The 15,180-nt window shown below is 68.8% G+C and carries 14 protein-coding genes and 4 tRNA genes; 11 read left to right on the top strand and 7 right to left on the bottom strand.

The genetic code is table 11. The annotated features are described in order from the left end of the window. Positions 1 to 39 precede the first annotated feature (39 nt). The 3 genes from HUA78_RS12905 to HUA78_RS12895 form a co-directional block, all read right to left on the bottom strand. Positions 40 to 840 (bottom strand): hypothetical protein, encoded by an 801-nt coding sequence (locus HUA78_RS12905; RefSeq protein ID WP_174476403.1) that lies wholly within the window; start codon positions 838 to 840, stop codon positions 40 to 42. Between the two features lie 135 nt (positions 841 to 975). Then, entirely contained in the window at positions 976 to 2,028 is a 1,053-nt protein-coding gene (locus tag HUA78_RS12900) for a hypothetical protein (RefSeq protein ID WP_174476402.1), read from the bottom strand. A gap of 15 nt (positions 2,029 to 2,043) precedes the next feature. Then, positions 2,044 to 3,228: an MFS transporter gene (locus HUA78_RS12895; RefSeq protein ID WP_174476401.1), complete on the bottom strand. Its 1,185-nt coding sequence runs from the start codon at positions 3,226 to 3,228 to the stop codon at positions 2,044 to 2,046. A 78-nt stretch (positions 3,229 to 3,306) separates the two neighbouring features. On the opposite strand from HUA78_RS12895, the gene HUA78_RS12890 reads away from it, so the two are divergent. Then, positions 3,307 to 3,783, top strand: a complete 477-nt coding sequence (locus tag HUA78_RS12890) for a GNAT family N-acetyltransferase (RefSeq protein ID WP_141642664.1) — start codon at positions 3,307 to 3,309, stop codon at positions 3,781 to 3,783. Here HUA78_RS12890 and hrpB read toward each other — a convergent pair whose 3' ends face one another. The 4 genes from hrpB to HUA78_RS46375 all read right to left on the bottom strand — a co-directional run bounded on the left by hrpB (position 3,784) and on the right by HUA78_RS46375 (position 9,157). Beyond that, positions 3,784 to 6,348: an ATP-dependent helicase HrpB gene (gene hrpB / locus HUA78_RS12885; protein ID WP_174476400.1), complete on the bottom strand. Its 2,565-nt coding sequence runs from the start codon at positions 6,346 to 6,348 to the stop codon at positions 3,784 to 3,786. Positions 6,349 to 6,383: 35 nt separating this feature from the next. Next, positions 6,384 to 8,012, bottom strand: coding sequence for a hypothetical protein (locus HUA78_RS12880; RefSeq protein ID WP_174476399.1), 1,629 nt, complete (start codon positions 8,010 to 8,012; stop codon positions 6,384 to 6,386). A 72-nt stretch (positions 8,013 to 8,084) separates the two neighbouring features. Further along, positions 8,085 to 8,789, bottom strand: coding sequence for an HAD family hydrolase (locus tag HUA78_RS12875; protein ID WP_174476398.1), 705 nt, complete (start codon positions 8,787 to 8,789; stop codon positions 8,085 to 8,087). Positions 8,790 to 8,839: 50 nt separating this feature from the next. Beyond that, a complete protein-coding gene (locus HUA78_RS46375; protein ID WP_254614476.1) occupies positions 8,840 to 9,157 on the bottom strand; it encodes a HEAT repeat domain-containing protein in 318 nt (105 codons plus the stop codon). Positions 9,158 to 9,587: 430 nt separating this feature from the next. On the opposite strand from HUA78_RS46375, the gene HUA78_RS12865 reads away from it, so the two are divergent. From HUA78_RS12865 to HUA78_RS12820, 10 genes are all read left to right on the top strand, one after another. Further along, a complete protein-coding gene (locus HUA78_RS12865; protein WP_174455250.1) occupies positions 9,588 to 9,980 on the top strand; it encodes a hypothetical protein in 393 nt (130 codons plus the stop codon). Positions 9,981 to 10,233: 253 nt separating this feature from the next. Further along, positions 10,234 to 11,517 carry an adventurous gliding motility lipoprotein CglB gene (gene cglB / locus HUA78_RS12860; protein WP_174455251.1) on the top strand — a complete coding sequence of 428 codons (1,284 nt, stop codon included), beginning with the start codon at positions 10,234 to 10,236 and terminating at the stop codon, positions 11,515 to 11,517. An 84-nt stretch (positions 11,518 to 11,601) separates the two neighbouring features. Further along, positions 11,602 to 12,603, top strand: a complete 1,002-nt coding sequence (locus HUA78_RS12855) for a RimK family alpha-L-glutamate ligase (RefSeq protein WP_174455252.1) — start codon at positions 11,602 to 11,604, stop codon at positions 12,601 to 12,603. Positions 12,604 to 12,666: 63 nt separating this feature from the next. Continuing rightward, entirely contained in the window at positions 12,667 to 13,116 is a 450-nt protein-coding gene (locus tag HUA78_RS12850) for a hypothetical protein (RefSeq protein ID WP_141642656.1), read from the top strand. Between the two features lie 5 nt (positions 13,117 to 13,121). Next, positions 13,122 to 13,925, top strand: a complete 804-nt coding sequence (rlmB, locus tag HUA78_RS12845; RefSeq protein ID WP_141642655.1) for a 23S rRNA (guanosine(2251)-2'-O)-methyltransferase RlmB — start codon at positions 13,122 to 13,124, stop codon at positions 13,923 to 13,925. Between the two features lie 136 nt (positions 13,926 to 14,061). Next, positions 14,062 to 14,134 (top strand) — tRNA-Thr (locus HUA78_RS12840). Between the two features lie 76 nt (positions 14,135 to 14,210). Then, positions 14,211 to 14,294: transfer RNA gene (locus tag HUA78_RS12835), tRNA-Tyr, on the top strand. A 9-nt stretch (positions 14,295 to 14,303) separates the two neighbouring features. Beyond that, a tRNA-Gly gene (locus HUA78_RS12830) sits at positions 14,304 to 14,379 on the top strand. A 26-nt stretch (positions 14,380 to 14,405) separates the two neighbouring features. Continuing rightward, positions 14,406 to 14,481, top strand: a tRNA-Thr gene (locus HUA78_RS12825). A 17-nt stretch (positions 14,482 to 14,498) separates the two neighbouring features. Beyond that, the coding region (locus HUA78_RS12820) for a GTP-binding protein (protein ID WP_174455253.1) at positions 14,499 to 15,180 on the top strand (682 nt) is incomplete at its 3' end.

Below are 15,180 nucleotides of genomic sequence, written 5' to 3'. Positions count from 1 at the left end.
CCGTCGCTGGCGAGAGGGCCTTCGTCGTTTCGGGCCCGCTCATCCAGCACGCAGCGAGCGGAGCTTCAGCCCGCGTGCCTCCAGGGCATCCCGCAGCCGAGCGACATCCTGGGTGGGCACCGGCCCGTGGTGTCCCTGGATGCGCAGCACCACTTCGCGAGGGCCCGTCCGCTCCACCTCCACCGTCGCGTCGAGGGTTCCCCGGACGCTGATGCTCAGCGCGGGACGCTGCGACTTCACGAAGACCTCGATGCGCTCGATGAGCTCCAGCGCCGAATCGACGCGGGAGGTGGGGGGCGCCTCGCTCCGTGCCGCGCTGCCCGCGCCTGTCACGGGCATGCGTCCTTCTGTCCCCGTGCTCTCTGGCGATGCGGCGAGCCGAGGGGCCTCGGGTGGCGCGAGCGTCGACTCCGTCTTGAGGGGGGCGCTCGTGGGCACCCGGGGCTCGCGCGAAAGCTCTCGGGCGAGGAGGTCCGTGAGTCGGTGCTCGGTGCGCTCCTGGTTTGAGGCCTGGGCTTCACCGCGAACGCTGCCCAGGCGGGAGGACTCGGCATGCATCGCCTGGCGTGTCACCGCGAGGCGCTCTGGACTGGCCAGTGCTCCCCGAGTGGTCGCAAGGACGGGCGACGTGGCGCGCGCGGCGATGAGTGCCTCCGCGCGGGGCGGGGCGCGAAGCGTGGGGGGCGGTGCGCGGAGGGGAGCGAGCGCGGCCGGCGGCCTGGATGCGGGCAGCGCGGCGCTTCGCTGAGGTGCTTCCTGGAGTGCCCGTTGGAACCGCTCCGCGTCGGGGCGTTGCTTCGTCGGAGTGCTGTCGGCTGGGGCCTCGGCGTCGACCTTCATGTCATCCCTCGCTGGCGTTGGCGCGAGGGACGAAGCAGCCGTCATGCCAGGGATGCGACGCCAGGGACCGACGTGTCGAAGGCCGACGTCACCATCCCACCTCGCGGAGGTGGGGCTCCCGCGAGGGACGGGGGCTCAGCGCGGTCTGCTGTTGAATGCGCCGGGTTGGACAGGGGCGATGCCGGACAGGTCGTTGACGGCCAGGGGGCAGGTGGCCAGCGCCATCGGATCGACGAGGGCGCCCACGCGTGCCCAGTCCCGCTCCTGGAAGAGCAGGGCGTCGCGCAGTTCGACGGACGACAGGCCCTTCTTGTATTCCCAGAAGCGCCCCCGCACGAGCACGCGGTTGCCCTTGAGCAGCTTGTTGAGGTCGACGTACTGCTTGTCCTGGAGGATGGCGACGATGTCCACGCGCTCGCGCTTGCGCGGCTTGCCGAACTGGAACTCGTAGGTCGCCGTCGCGGGAGGCTCGGGCTCCACCCAGACGAGGCGGGCCACCATGCGCTCCGGCTCGGGCTCCTCGCCCTTCTTGAGCTTCTTCTTCTTGGGCTTCTCCAGCTTGACGTCCACCAGCTCCATGCCGCTGAAGGCCACGTCGTGGTCCAGGTAGTTGTCGCGGAACAGGGCCTCGGCGGTGGAGACGGCCACCGAGTTGACGCGGCTGACTTCCTCCGCATAGCGCTCACGCAACACGGGCAGGGTGAGCAGGAAGCTGTCCACCGGCTTCACGCCATCGGCGAGGAAGCGCATCCGCGCCATGTCGATGGCGGGATAGAAGGGGACGAGCGACTCGGCCGTCTGGAGCCAGTCGGTGCGCAGCTGCTTGTCGATGAGCACCCGGCGCACCATGGCCACGAAGAAGCTGTTGCCCGGGAAGCGGTCCGTAACCAGCTGCGTGCTCAGCGCCTGCACCAGCGCGGGGTCCAGCATGAAGTTCTCGTCGCGCTTGTGGAACTGGGTGCCCACCTCGCCGAGCAGCGTCAGGTACGCGCCCAGCACCTGTGCGCAGGCGGCATCCGCTGTGCCCTGGTTCAGGGCCTGGAACAGGCGCGTGCGGAGGAAGCGCTTGTCCACGGCTTCCTCGCGGAAGGTGGGGGCTTCACCCGTGCCGAAGAAGAACTCCGGCTGAGCGGTGGCGGGGCCGGCCAGCAGGCCCAGGGCGAGTGCGAGCAGTCGGGCGATACGCATGAGGCCCCCAGCCTATCACCCCGAGGCCCCCGCGGAGAGGGGCCCCGACGCCGGCTCCGCGGGCAGGATGGAGGCCCTCAGGACCAGGCCGGCCGCGAAGAGCTCCAGCACCCCGGCGACGGCGAAGAGTCGGTGTCCTCCCAGCCAGTCGTAGCCGGCCCCCGCGGACAGGTAGCCCACCAGGCCGCCCAGGCCGAACGTGAAGGCGGCGAACAGGGCTTGTCCGGAGGCCCGCAGCTCCGGGGGTACGCGTCGCGACAGGAAGGCCACGCTGCCCACGTAGAAGGCGCCGAACGTCAGGCCGTGCAGGGGCGCGAGCAGCACCATGCCCGTGGGAGACGACACCAGGGCCATGCCGCCCCAGCGCAGCGCGCTCGCGGCGAAGGCGACCGCGAGGACAAGGCGCGGCGCCAGCCCGCCGGCCACGCGAGGGTAGAGCGCCATCACTCCCACTTCCGCGAGGACACCGAGGCCCGCCACGACTCCCACCACCGCGGGGGACAAGCCCAGCGCCATGACGTGGATGGAGAAGGTCCCATGAAAGGGCGCGCACGCCATCCAGTGCAGACTCGTGGCGGCGAGCAGCCAGCGCACGTCGCGGTGACGCAGCAGCTTCAGTCCCGCGAAGGGGCTCAGCCCCCGGCTCGGAGCCGCGGTGTCGCGCAGGGCGAGGCTCCAGGGGACGAGCATGGCCAGCAGCGCGAGTGGAACGAGGACCACGGTCCGGTCCACATCCGTGGCGAGCAGTCCGAAGAGAACGGACGACACGATGAACCCCACGGAGCCGAAGAGCCGCACGTGCGCGAAGCTGTCACCGGTGCGCGCGACGTGGTGCAGGGCGAGGCTGTCCACGAGCGGCGTGAACGCGGAGGCGAAGCAGGCGTACAGCGCCATGGCGGGGACGAGTGTCTCGAAGGTGCGAGCGCTGGCCACCAGTCCGAAGGCGAGCGTCGCGCCGAGCGCCAGCACGGTGAGGACGCGGGACGTACGGCCGGTGCGGTCGGCGAGGTGCCCCCACAACGAGGGGACGATGAGCGAGATGCACGGGCTGAGACACAGCAGGAGCCCCACCTGCGTCGCGGAGAGGGAGAGGGACTTGAACCAGGCGGGCAGGAACGGAAGGACGATGCCCACGGTGGCGAAGTACAAGAAGTAGAAGCCCGCCAGCGGCAGACGGCTGGCGACGGGGCGGGGGTTCATGGACGGTTGGGACCTTGACATGTCCGGGTGCTTTTCCGCCTGTTGACCTCGCGTCCTTTTGTGTACCTTGCCCGCGACATGGCCAGTCCCACGGATACTTCCGCGCCCGTCTCCATCACTCAGATCAAGAGTGAGGCGGAGCTCATGCAGGCGCTCGCCATCCGCGAGGTGGTGTTCATCGAGGAGCAGCACGTCCCCGAGGGCATCGAGCGGGATGCAGAAGACGCGCACGCCTACCACATCATCGCCAACCAGGGAGGCCACGCCATCGGCACGGGGCGGCTGGTGATGTTGCCTCAGCCTCCCGTGGGTGAGCAGGGCCTGTGGGGCCAGGTAGGGCGCATGGCGGTGCTCCAGGCGCATCGCAAGGCACGCGTGGGCTCGCTGCTGTTGACGTCGCTGGAGGAGGAAGCCCGGCGACGAGGCGTCAAGGGCATCATGCTGCACGCGCAGCTCTACGCCCTCGAGTTCTACAAGAAGCACGGCTACACCGAGATGGGCACCGTCTTCCTCGAAGGCGGCATCGACCACCTGGAGATGCGCAAGCGTTTCTAGTCAGCGGCGCGGAGGGCGGGGCGCGGGCGGTTGCGCGTGCCTCGGGTCCTCGGGCCACGAGTGACGCGGGTACTTGCGTCCCAGCTCCTTGCGGAGCGCCGGGTAGTGCCGCTCCCAGAAACCCGCCAGGTCGGTCGTCACCTGCACCGCGCGCATGTTGGGCGCGAGCAGGTGGAGCACGAGCGACACGCGGCCGGCGCACACGCTGGGGCCCTGGGCCATCCCGAAGAAATCCTGCAGGCGTGACTCGACCCAGGGCGGCTTGCCCGGCTCGTAGTTCACCTTGACGCCGCGGCCTCCGGGCAGCGTGACGCGCTCGGGGGCGTGGGTGGCGAGCAGGCGTTGTTGCTCGGAGGTGAGTCGCGCGTAGAGCGCGTCGATGAGGGACACGCCTTCCAGGTCCTTGAAGCTGCGCGCGTCCGAGCACAGGGATGCGAGCGCATCGCGCAGGAAGGCGTCATCCACGGTGGGGAACTTCGCCTCGGGGAAGGCCTGCGTGAGCAGGGCCACGCGCGTGCGCCACTGCTGCAGGGCCTCGGGGTCCGCGAACCGTCCGGGGCCCGCCGCGAGCGCCGCTTCGACAAGCACCCGCGCGGTTTGTTCCGAGGCGGGCGCGTGGGCGCGGGTCTCCTCGAGCATGAGGTTGCCGTAGGAAAGGCGCGTGAGGCGTTCCACGCGTCGTGCCTCGGCGTTCCACTGGAGGGTGTCCACCTCTTCGAGTGTCTCGGGGTAGAGGTCCAGCAGCCACTCGGGTTCGACGGCGCTGGCCAGTCGCACCACGGCGCCTTTGCCAGGGCGCTCCTCGGCGTCCACGGCCACCATCAAGTCCGCGTCCTGCACGACGCTCAGCTCGGAGAGGGACGCGGTGCCGCCGCCGAAGAGCAGCAGCTCGGGAGAGCGAGGCCTTCGCCTGCGCGCGACGCGGTCCGGGTAGCCGGCGAGGACGCTGAGCATGAGAGCCTGCTCGATGTCCTCCGCGCGGTGGGGTTTCTCGCCCTGGCTGCGCACCGTGCGCCGTAGCTGCTTCTGGACGCGGTCCACGGACTGCACCGCGCCCTGTTCGAGGGAGAGCGAATGCAGTCGACCGGACGCGAAGCCCGTGCGTTCGGCCTCGCGGAAGCGCTCCAGCAATTCGAGCAGGTCCGAGGGTCCACTGACGACGGCGGCGGCGCGGCCTCCTCCGCCCAGATTGGCGCGGGCCTCTCGACGGATGTCCCGCTCGCCCATGAGCGCGGCGAGCGTGGCTGCTTCGGCGCCGACGCCCCGGCGCTCACCTTCGACGATGACCCGGCCCTGGCGGGGGTGGACGGGGAAGCGCAGCAGGCGCTGTCCGACGTCCGTGACGATGCCCTTCGGGTCGACGGCGCCCAAACGGCGAAGCAGCGTCTCGGCCGCGTCGAGTGACGCCGCGGGAGGAGGCTCGAAGAAAGGGAAGGCACCGAGGTCGACGACGCCGGAGGCGCGCAGGGAGAGCACGGTCTCCGCCAGGTCCATGCGGCGGATTTCGGGGGCCTCCTGTTCGGGACGGCCATCGAAGTCGTGCTGCGTGTAGAGGCGGATGCAGTGGCCGGCACGGGTGCGTCCGGCGCGTCCGGCGCGCTGGATGGCGGAGGCGCGGCTCACCTTGGACAGCTTGAGGGTGGGCAGCCCGGACCACGGCGAGTGGCTGGCGACACGTGCGAGGCCAGTGTCGATGACCACGGCGACACCGTCGATGGTGACGGAGGTCTCCGCCACGTTGGTGGAGAGGATGATCTTCCGGCGCGAGCTCCTGCGCACGGCGCGGTCCTGTTCCGCGGGGGACAGGTCTCCGTGGAGCGGGAGGACGTCGGCGTCATGGCGCTCGGCGAACTCCGCGCAGGCGTCGCGGGTGCGGCGAATCTCTCCGGCGCCGGGAAGGAAGACGAGCACGTCGCCATCCACGCCGTGGGTGAACAGGCGTTTGATGGCGGAGAGGACCTGCAGGTCCAGGTGCCGGTCATCTGGAGCGGGGAGATACTCCACGCTGACGTCGAAGCGTCGGCCCTGGGAGCGCAGGGAGGGACAACCTCCAAGGTACGCCCGGACGGGTTCGGCCTCCAGGGTCGCGGACATGACGACGAGCTTGAGGTCGGGGCGACGAGTCTCTTGCAGGCGGCGCAGCAGCGCGAGCGAGATGTCGGCGGACAGGTGTCGCTCGTGGAACTCGTCGAGCACGACGATGCCCACGTCGCGAAGGGTCGGGTCGGACAGGAGGCGGCGCCCGAGCACACCCTCGGTGACGAAGGACAGGCGGGTCTTGGCGCTGCGCACGTCCTCGAAGCGGACCTGATAGCCGACGGTGTCGCCCACGCGCTCGCCGATTTCCTCGGACACGCGCTGGGCGGCGAGTCGGGTGGGGAGGCGTCGCGGCTGGAGGACGACGATCTCCTTGCCCCCGCCGAGCCCGGCCTCCAGCAGTGCGCGGGGCACGCGCGTCGTCTTTCCGGCGCCAGGAGGAGCCTCGAGCACGAGCGAGCGCGCACCGCGCAAGGTGGAGACAATTTCCGGAAGGAGCGGGTCGATGGGAAGGGCGGCGTCCGCCATGTCCGGGTTCCTTGAACGCGCGAGCCGAGGCTCGCTCAGGGGGTCTCGGTGCCTACCGCGCCAGGGGTCGACGTCACGCCCTTCTTCTTGCGCACGGCGGGAGCCTGGGCACGCGAGCCTTCCGGGGTCGCGGTATCGGTGGATGCCGAGGGTGCGCTCGAATCGCGAGCACGTCCGCGGGAACTCTGGGCACCCGAGTCCGCCGATGCGTCAGCAGTGTCACCACCAGCGGTGGGGAGTGGACTCGAATCACGCGCACGGCCACGAGTCACCTGTCCGCGCGCACCTTCTGGCGCACTGGCTGCGTCGGCAGAGGTCGAACCCGGTTCTGTGCCGCGCTTTCGCCCGCGGCCCCCGGCGGGACGTGAAGTCCCTGCGATGTCCGCGCCCTCAGCGACTGAAGTGGGGGCACCTTCGGCGTCACGCTTGCGTCCACGAGGGCCCGAGGCACGCGGCTCCTCCGTCGTGTCCGCGCGCTCATCCATGGGGGCGTGTCCGCCATCGAGTTCAAGAGCCGAACCCTGGGCCGACGGAGCGGGGACGCCCGTTGCGTCGGACCCGGACTCGACGACGGGCGCGGAGGCGTTCGCATCGCGCTTGCGGCCACGAGCTCCGCCTTGGACCGGTCCGCCTTCGGACGCAGGGCTCTCGACATCGGAAGGCGCCGGCTCGCTCGTCCCCAGGTGCTCGGACACGGACGCGTCCTCGACACCCTCGAGAGCGGGGGCAGACTGTGCCTCGTTCTTGCCGCGAGTCGAGTGCACGTCGACGTCCACGGGCTCATCCGTATTGAGCGGTTCGGTCGCCGCCGGGTTGCTCCCAGCCCTGTGCCGTAGGGCGGAAGGCTCCGCGTCGTCGGACGACGAATCCAGGGCAGCGACCTCCGCGAGTTCGGCCTCGGTGGGCTCCATGGAGTCCGAGGGCTCGAGGTCCAGTGCCCCCAATCCATCATCGGAGGGAGCCAGTCCGCGACCCGCTTTACGCTTGGGCTTGAGGCCGAGCGCGGCGGCTTCATGGACACTGGGCACGGGGACGAGCGCGGCCTCGGAGAGCAGGCGCGCCTGTCGCAGCGCCACTTCGAGCTTGCGCCCCAGGTTCACCAACTCCTCGCGGAGCACGGCCTCCTGTTCGAGCGAGAGTGGCGCGGGCTCATGACTGGCGCGCCACGCGGCATGGGCGGCGGCGACCTGGTCCATCACGGGACGGACGAGCGCAAAGTCCTCGCGAGCGAAGATGCGGGAGACGTAGGAGCTGCGGGTGCGCCGCTCGTACGACGTGGCGTACTCGAAGATGACTTCGCGAGGCGCGCGTCGGAGCTGGGCGAACTTGAGGTGGGGGAAGAGCGCTTCGATGACGGGAGCGCGGCTGCTGGCGGTGAAGGTGATGCCCGCGTGCAGTTTCTCCAGGGCATCGACCCACAGGCCCTGTTGATGGAAGGCGTATTCCTCGCGAGCTTCATCCAGCTCGGGCAGGTCCTTGACGCGGTCGACCACGCCAGCGGCGGGGGCGCGAGTGGTGCGCACCAACTCGAAGGCGGTGGTCAGCCAGCTCTTCTCGGCTTCCAGGCCGGGGCGGCCAGCGAGCATCTCGCCCGCGGTCGCGATCCGACCCTCGAAGGCCTCGGCGAAGCGGATGAGCTCATAGGACTCGAGCGTGGATGACATGCGACGGGCTCCTCGGAAGGGCGGCGGGAGATACCACAGGCCGGGCTCGGCTCCGAGCGCGGGTGGGAGGCGTCAGCTTCCGCCGAGCAGCGTCGGAAGGGCCTCGCGGTGCGAGAAGTCAGGGAAGGCGGCGTGTGCGCCGGCCTGGAGAAGGGCCTCGGCGGTGAAGGTCCCGGTGCCCACGCCGATGCACTCGGCGCCGATGCCGATGGCCGCATCGACGTCCTTGGGCGTATCTCCGATGACGACCACCCGGCACTGCTCGCGCGGGACACCGAGCGTCGCCGCGCCCGCCTCGGCACCTCGACGAATCAGCTCCACGCGGTTCTCGTGGTCGCAGCCGAAGCCGCCGAAGGCGAACTGGTCATGGATGGCCACTCGCTCCAGCTTCAGGCGCGCGCCGTCGCGGACGTTGCCAGTGCCGAGTCCCACGGCGACTCCGGGGCGGCTTCGCGCCTCGAGTACGGCCTCGCGCATGCCGGGGAACACACGGTAGCGAGGGGCCTCCACCTTCTGGATTTCATCCGCGAGGTGCGCGAGGTAGGCGGCGATGCCGGCATCGATGGCGGCATCGGTGTCCTCGACGCCGATGATGCGCAGAGCGGTGCGGACGATGGCTCGGTCCGTCATGCCGGACATGTGGAAGGAGTCGCAGGCATCGCGGCGACCATGAAGCTGCTCGAAGGCTCGGTCCATGGCACGGCGTCCCGCTCCACCGGTGGTGACGAGGGTGCCATCGATGTCGAACAGGAGGACCGTGGGGCGCATGGCCCCCATCTAACGGAAGCCTAGGGCCGACGCGAGTCCGGAAGTCACGTCACGGACGCTCAGGGCTCCGCGAGGCTGAGTCCTCGCTGGAGGGCTTCGCGCACGAGAGGGCGTTCCTCGATGGGGAGTCGCTCCTCGAGAGCCTGACGGGCCTGCTGTCCGCCCAGCCGCCCGAGCGCCAGGGCCACGGCCTCCCGAACGGGGTCCTCACGGTCCATGAGTCGAGCCGCGAGGGGGCGAATGGCTTCGGTCCCCAGGCAGCGCGCCAGGGCACCCGCGGCGCTGGCGCGCACGTCCGCGGGAGCGCGGGGGTCCTCCAGCACTTCCTGGATGGAAGGGGCGCCCTGCGGCGGGTCGATGAGGGCGAGCGATGCCATGGCGCGAGCGCGTCGAGTCGAGGGAACCGACGGGTCCACCACGAGCGAGCGAAGGACTGGCACGGCCTGGGGCCCAAGCTGACGCCACTGCTCCTCTCGAAGAGGTCCCTGGGAGGGGTCGAGCAACATCAGCACCTGCTCCCTCAAACCACCTGACGGGACCGGAGTTGGGGCGGGTGCGGTGGGCACGGCCGGCGAGGCTTCTCCCGAGGCGTGTGAGTACGCGAGCGCGGTGCCCCCGGAGCTCGCGATCAGCCCCGCTCCGAGCAGGAGGTGCCACCACCGTCGTCCGCGAGAGGGGAGGAGCGCGATGGTGCGAGAAGGTGGCGGCGAGGTCGGTGTTGGCATGGGGGCGCCTCGAGCAGGGGAACGTCCCGGGTTATATGCCGGTTGCCCGCTCGGACTCGAACCCCGTTATGGTGCTGCGTTGATGGCTGGACGCGTCTTCTTCTTTCTGCAGCACGCCACGTATGAGCCGGCGTTCCAGGCGAGTTCCATGGGCATCACCGCCGTGGCCATGGGTGACGAGGTCTACTTCGTCTTCGCCTTCGACGCGCTCCGGTCCTGGGTGGGCGGAACCTTCGGTCAGCCCGAGGGCGAGCGGGAGCGAGAGGAGCACGCCCGAGGCGAGACCCTGGGCGTACCGGCTCCCCTCAAGATGATGGAGGAGGCGAGGGCCTTGGGCGCGAAGTTGATCGCCTGCGACACGACGGTGCGCCTGTGTGGCTTCGAGCCCGAGGCGCTTCAGGGCCCCCTGGACGAGGTGATGGGGCTGGCCTCCCTATGGCGGCTGACGCAGGGGGCGCGCACGCTGACGCTCTAGGTGAGCCGTAGTGAAGAGGGATCAGGCAGGCGCCAATGTCGTCCACGCCACACCACGTGTGTGCCTGTCGAGGGGAACCCATCGGTTCCTGCTGTAACCTCGCAGTATCAGTTGAACCGGATGCAGCCCTCCATTTGAGGCTGTAGCCTCCGAGGGGAGTCACGCGATACTCTTCACCCAAGCCGTCCCCTGAAGAGCCCGGCCGCGCGGAGCTCCGCGTCCCCCCATGAGAAGCAGAAGGAATTCATTACCTATGCGCGCCAAGTTGCCCCTCCTGAGCGCTCTCGTCCTCGGCGCCCTCTCGGGTGTCGTCGTCGCGGGTTGTCAGTCCTACGACTTCGAGCCGGTGGAGCCGCTCGCCATCGCACAGACGACGGTCGAGGAGACCATCTCCGCCCTGGCGAGCAAGCCCAACATCATGATGCTGGTGGACATCTCCGGCTCGATGACGCTCCCGGTGGACACGTCGCGGCCGTCCTGCCAGGTGCAGGACAAGGACGGCTTGACGGTGCTGTGTGGCAATGAGAACGCGTGCCCCACGGCCACGTGCCCCACTCGGTGGTCGGAGCTGCAGGCCGCCGTCCCCCAGTTCCTCGCGAACAGCGGTCCCTACGTGCGCTTCGCGCTCACGACCTATCCCGAGGCCTCGACGGGCTCGAGCATCGAGGCCTGCACCGGTCCCACCGCGACGTCGGTCCGCAAGGACCTGCCGGTCGTCGAGGACGATGCGTCGCTGCTGGCCCACGCCAACTCCATCAACGATTTGATCCAGGGCATTCCGAACCACGGCACCGGGCAGCCGGTGGGCGGAACTCCGACGAGCGGAAGCCTGAACTTCATCGGGTCCATGGCCGGCTTGCAGGACAAGGACCGCAAGAACTTCGTCATCCTGCTGACGGACGGTCTGCCCAACTGCAACCCGGAGAATGAGTACTCTGGCCGAGATCAACCGGAACTGTGCAAGTGCACCATCGCTGGCAATCTCTGCGGTTCGCAGATCTCCACCGCCTTCGAGAAGCGTGGCTGCCTCGACACCAATGCCTCCGTGCGGGCTGTGCAGGCGCTGAGCGACAAGAAGATCACGACCATCGTCATCGGCTTTGGCGCCGAGACGGCTTCGGGTGATGGTCCGGCAGTGCTCCAGGCGATGGCGTCGGCGGGTGGTTTCGCCCGTTCCTGCACCGATGACCCGACGGCCTGTGGCGCGAACGACACGTGCATCGCGGCGACGGGCCTGTGTGGCCGAGCCTTCTATCAGGCAGGTAACCAGGTGGAGTTGGCAGACGCGCTGGAGCGGATCAGCAAGGAGGTCTTGAACCTGGAGCCTTGCCTGATTCCCCTGAAGGGCCCGCAGCTTCCCTCGGACCCGAAGCTCATCGTCGTCTACATCGAGGGTGAGCGCACCCTGGCGGGTGACGGAACCTGGTCGCTGACGTCGGACGGCGTTCTCTTCAACGGCGCGGCGTGCGAGCGCATCAAGAACTCCCGACCAGAAGCGCCCATCAAGATCGAGGTTCGCGCCATCCGTCAGCGCTAGGCAGGCGGCCGGGGGCGGCTTTACCCGGGACGGTGCGGGGATTATAGGTCCCCTCGCCTCCGGCCCGGTTGCCGTCCCCTGCCCATGAAAGTCACCCTCCTCTCGCGGTCCGCTTCCATTCCCTCCACTCGGCGTCTTGTCGAGGCGGGCCGCGCGCGGGGGCACAAGATGCGCGTGCTCAACCCGCTCCGGGTGCAGATGCACCTGGACGGGGGCAGCGCCACGCTCTACTACGACCGCAAGAAGCTCTCGCCCACGGACGTGGTCCTTCCGCGCATCGCCCAATCCATCAACACGTACGGGCTCGCGGTGGTGAATCAGTTCGCACTGGGCGGGGTGCCGCTCGTCAATCACGCCCAGGCCATCGCGCAGTCGCGCAGCAAGATGCGCTCACTGCAGTTGCTGTCCGCGCATGGCATCGACATTCCCGCCACGGTGATGGCGCGGGACGCCGCCCACTTGAAGGAGATGGTGGGGCTGGTGGGTGGGGTGCCCGTGCTCGTGAAGCTGCTCCAGGGGCAGGAGAATCACGGGGTGATGGTGTGCGAGAGCCTCCAGTCGCTGGAGGCCGCGCTCGAGGCGGTGCTTGGCCTCGGCCACAACCTGGTGATGCAGGAGTACGTGAAGAGCACGAGCCAGGATGTACGTGTGCTCGTCGTGGGTGGCAAGGCGGTGGCCGCGGTGCGCCGCCGCGCGCGTCCGGGTCGGTTCGCTCACACGCTCATCAAGGGAGCTCGACTGGAAGCGATGGAGCTGTCGCCTGGGCAGCGTGCCACGGCGGAGAAGGCCACACGGCTGGTGGGGCTGGAGGTGGCTGCGGTGGACCTGCTGGACGTCCAGGGCCAATCGAAGGTCTTCGAGGTGAACAGCTCGCCCGCCTTGCCTGAGATGGAGGCTGTCACGGGCATGGACCTGGCGACGCCCATCATCATCCGCGCCGAGGAACTGGTCGCGGGCGCGGACCCCGTGTCCGTGCCAGACCTCCTGCCACCTCGAAGTCTTCCCTCGCCGGGGCTGCCAACATCTCCGGCACCGCGCAGGAAGCGCACGAGTCGTACGCCCACGAGCGGAGCAGGGGGCGCGTGAAGAGAATGCCGGCGCCCCACGTCGCAGGCATGATAGGCAGCACCCGTTTTCAGGAGACCCGCCATGTCGCACATCCGAAGCTTCACCTCCGTTGCCGCGTTGCTGGTGGCCTGCGTCTGGACGGCCCCGGCGTCCGCCGACGAAGTGGACCCCGCCAGCCTCTATGACGTGTCCACGGACGGCTCCTCCAGCCAGGTCAAGACGGGGGAGAAGGGCGTCTTCGTGGTCTCGGTCAAGACGAAGCCCGGCGCCCATGTCTCCGAGGAGGCCCCGCTGAAGCTCGAGGTGAAGGGCACGCAGGTCTCCGTCGCGAAGGAGAAGCTGGGACGAGAGGACTCGGTCGCGAAGAAGGCCGCGGGCCAGGAGTTCGCGGACCCCCGCTTCGAGATTCCCTTCTCCGCCACGGCCGCGGGCAAGGGCTCGGTGGACGCGAAGCTCGTCTTCTTCATCTGCACGGAGAAGATCTGCGCGCGCCAGCAGAAGACCCTCTCCGTTCCCGTCGAGGTCCTCTAATTCCCATGCGTGAGCGTCCCCCCAAGGGTGGTCGAGGTGAGCGTGAGGGCGGGGACTCCCCGGCGCGTCACGTCTATGGCGTCAATCCGGTCCTCGAGGCCCTGAGGGCCCGACCGGACGAAGTGGAGCGGCTGTTCATCGTGGAGGGGCAGCTGGCCGCCAAGGCGGCGGGGGAGCTGCTCAGCCGCGCCCGGGACGCGGGTGTCCGGGTGGAGAAGGTGTCGCGCGAGCGCCTCGCCGCCATGGCCGACGGCGGGGTCCACCAGGGCGTCGTGCTCGAGCTTCGAGGCTTCACGTACTCGGCGCTGGAGGACATCATCGACGCGGCCAAGGCCAGCAAGCGGCCTCCCCTCGTCGTAGTGCTCGACGGTATCCAGGATCCGCACAACCTGGGCGCCATCATCCGCTCGGCCCACGCGCTGGGTGCGCATGGGGTCGTCATCGCCAAGGACCGCGCCGTGCAGGTGACGGGCACGGTGGCCAAGGCGTCAGCGGGCGCGGTGGAGCACTGCCTCATCGCCCGGGTCGTGAACATCTCTCGCGCCCTGGAAGAACTGAAGGAAGCAGGGCTCTGGGTGGCCGCGGCGGACGTGGACGCGACCGAGCCCATGTGGAGCGCCCGACTGGACGGGCCCCTGGCCCTGGTGGTGGGGGCCGAGGGGGCAGGGGTGAGGGAGGGAGTGCTCAAGCACTGCGACCATCGCCTGCGGATTCCGATGGCGGGTCAGGTCGGTTCACTCAATGCGTCCGTTTCTGCCGGCATTCTGCTATACGAGGTCGCCCGGCAGCGGGGGAGCGCCTCCCGTTAGTCGGCCATCATCTGGGATCAATCCCCTTGACTTGGATGATGGGGACTTCTAAAAGGGCGCGCCTCGCACATCGGAGCCGGGTTGTTGACGGGTTCGGTGGAGGTGGGGTAGGGCGGTGGGCAGGAGCCGGATGAGTGCCGGTGTAGCTCAGTCGGTAGAGCAACTGATTTGTAATCAGTAGGTCGCGGGTTCAAGTCCCGCCGCCGGCCAAGCAGGACGGGGGCCGCGGATGAGGGCCCGAGACGAGCAGTATGGGGTGCAGTACGCAGTCTGAAGTAAAAGTGCGGAGGGATACCCAAGCGGCCAAAGGGAGCAGACTGTAAATCTGCCGGCTCTACGCCTTCGATGGTTCGAATCCATCTCCCTCCACTCGGCAACGCGGGAATAGCTCAGTTGGTAGAGCGTCAGCCTTCCAAGCTGAATGTCGTGGGTTCGAATCCCATTTCCCGCTCCAAACGTTGTAGTTCATAGCATCGCCAAGCCCTGATAGCTCAGTTGGCAGAGCGCATCCTTGGTAAGGATGAGGTCACCAGTTCAATCCTGGTTCAGGGCTCCATTTTTTAGAGGAGTGTCATGGCCAAGGAGAAGTTCGAGCGTAACAAGCCCCACGTGAACATCGGCACGATCGGACACGTGGACCACGGCAAGACGTCGCTGACGGCGGCCATCACGAAGGTGCTGGCCAAGACCGGCGGCGCCACGTTCCTGGCGTACGACCAGATCGATAAGGCGCCGGAAGAGCGTGAGCGCGGCATCACCATCTCCACGGCGCACGTGGAGTACCAGACGAAGAACCGGCACTACGCGCACGTGGATTGCCCGGGTCACGCCGACTACGTGAAGAACATGATCACGGGCGCGGCGCAGATGGACGGCGCGATTCTCGTGGTCTCGGCCGCGGACGGCCCGATGCCCCAGACGCGTGAGCACATCCTGCTGGCGCGCCAGGTCGGTGTTCCGTACATCGTGGTCTTCCTGAACAAGGTCGACCTGCTGGACGACCCCGAGCTGCGCGAGCTCGTGGAGATGGAAGTTCGCGACCTGCTGAAGAAGTACGACTTCCCGGGCGACTCGATTCCCATCGTCCCTGGCTCCGCCATGAAGGCGCTCGAGGGTGACACGAGCGACGTCGGCGAGGGCGCCATCCTGAAGCTGATGGAGGCGGTGGACAGCTACATCCCGACGCCGCAGCGCGCGACGGACAAGCCCTTCCTGATGCCGGTGGAAGACGTGTTCTCCATCGCCGGCCGTGGAA

The organism is Myxococcus sp. CA033 (genome assembly GCF_013336625.1).
In the GTDB taxonomy this organism is placed as follows: domain Bacteria; phylum Myxococcota; class Myxococcia; order Myxococcales; family Myxococcaceae; genus Myxococcus; species Myxococcus llanfairpwllgwyngyllgogerychwyrndrobwllllantysiliogogogochensis.
This window is presented reverse-complemented; position numbering and strand designations above follow the sequence as displayed.

Bases quoted from the DNA above. Each gene is read 5' to 3' on its own strand.
- HUA78_RS12905 (WP_174476403.1), bottom strand. From the start codon at position 840: ATGAAGGTCGACGCCGAGGCCCCAGCCGACAGCACTCCGACGAAGCAA.
- HUA78_RS12900 (WP_174476402.1), bottom strand. From the start codon at position 2,028: ATGCGTATCGCCCGACTGCTCGCACTCGCCCTGGGCCTGCTGGCCGGC.
- HUA78_RS12895 (WP_174476401.1), bottom strand. From the start codon at position 3,228: ATGAACCCCCGCCCCGTCGCCAGCCGTCTGCCGCTGGCGGGCTTCTAC.
- HUA78_RS12890 (WP_141642664.1), top strand. From the start codon at position 3,307: ATGGCCAGTCCCACGGATACTTCCGCGCCCGTCTCCATCACTCAGATC.
- hrpB (WP_174476400.1), bottom strand. From the start codon at position 6,348: ATGGCGGACGCCGCCCTTCCCATCGACCCGCTCCTTCCGGAAATTGTC.
- HUA78_RS12880 (WP_174476399.1), bottom strand. From the start codon at position 8,012: ATGTCATCCACGCTCGAGTCCTATGAGCTCATCCGCTTCGCCGAGGCC.
- HUA78_RS12875 (WP_174476398.1), bottom strand. From the start codon at position 8,789: ATGGGGGCCATGCGCCCCACGGTCCTCCTGTTCGACATCGATGGCACC.
- HUA78_RS46375 (WP_254614476.1), bottom strand. From the start codon at position 9,157: ATGGCATCGCTCGCCCTCATCGACCCGCCGCAGGGCGCCCCTTCCATC.
- HUA78_RS12865 (WP_174455250.1), top strand. From the start codon at position 9,588: ATGGCTGGACGCGTCTTCTTCTTTCTGCAGCACGCCACGTATGAGCCG.
- cglB (WP_174455251.1), top strand. From the start codon at position 10,234: ATGCGCGCCAAGTTGCCCCTCCTGAGCGCTCTCGTCCTCGGCGCCCTC.
- HUA78_RS12855 (WP_174455252.1), top strand. From the start codon at position 11,602: ATGAAAGTCACCCTCCTCTCGCGGTCCGCTTCCATTCCCTCCACTCGG.
- HUA78_RS12850 (WP_141642656.1), top strand. From the start codon at position 12,667: ATGTCGCACATCCGAAGCTTCACCTCCGTTGCCGCGTTGCTGGTGGCC.
- rlmB (WP_141642655.1), top strand. From the start codon at position 13,122: ATGCGTGAGCGTCCCCCCAAGGGTGGTCGAGGTGAGCGTGAGGGCGGG.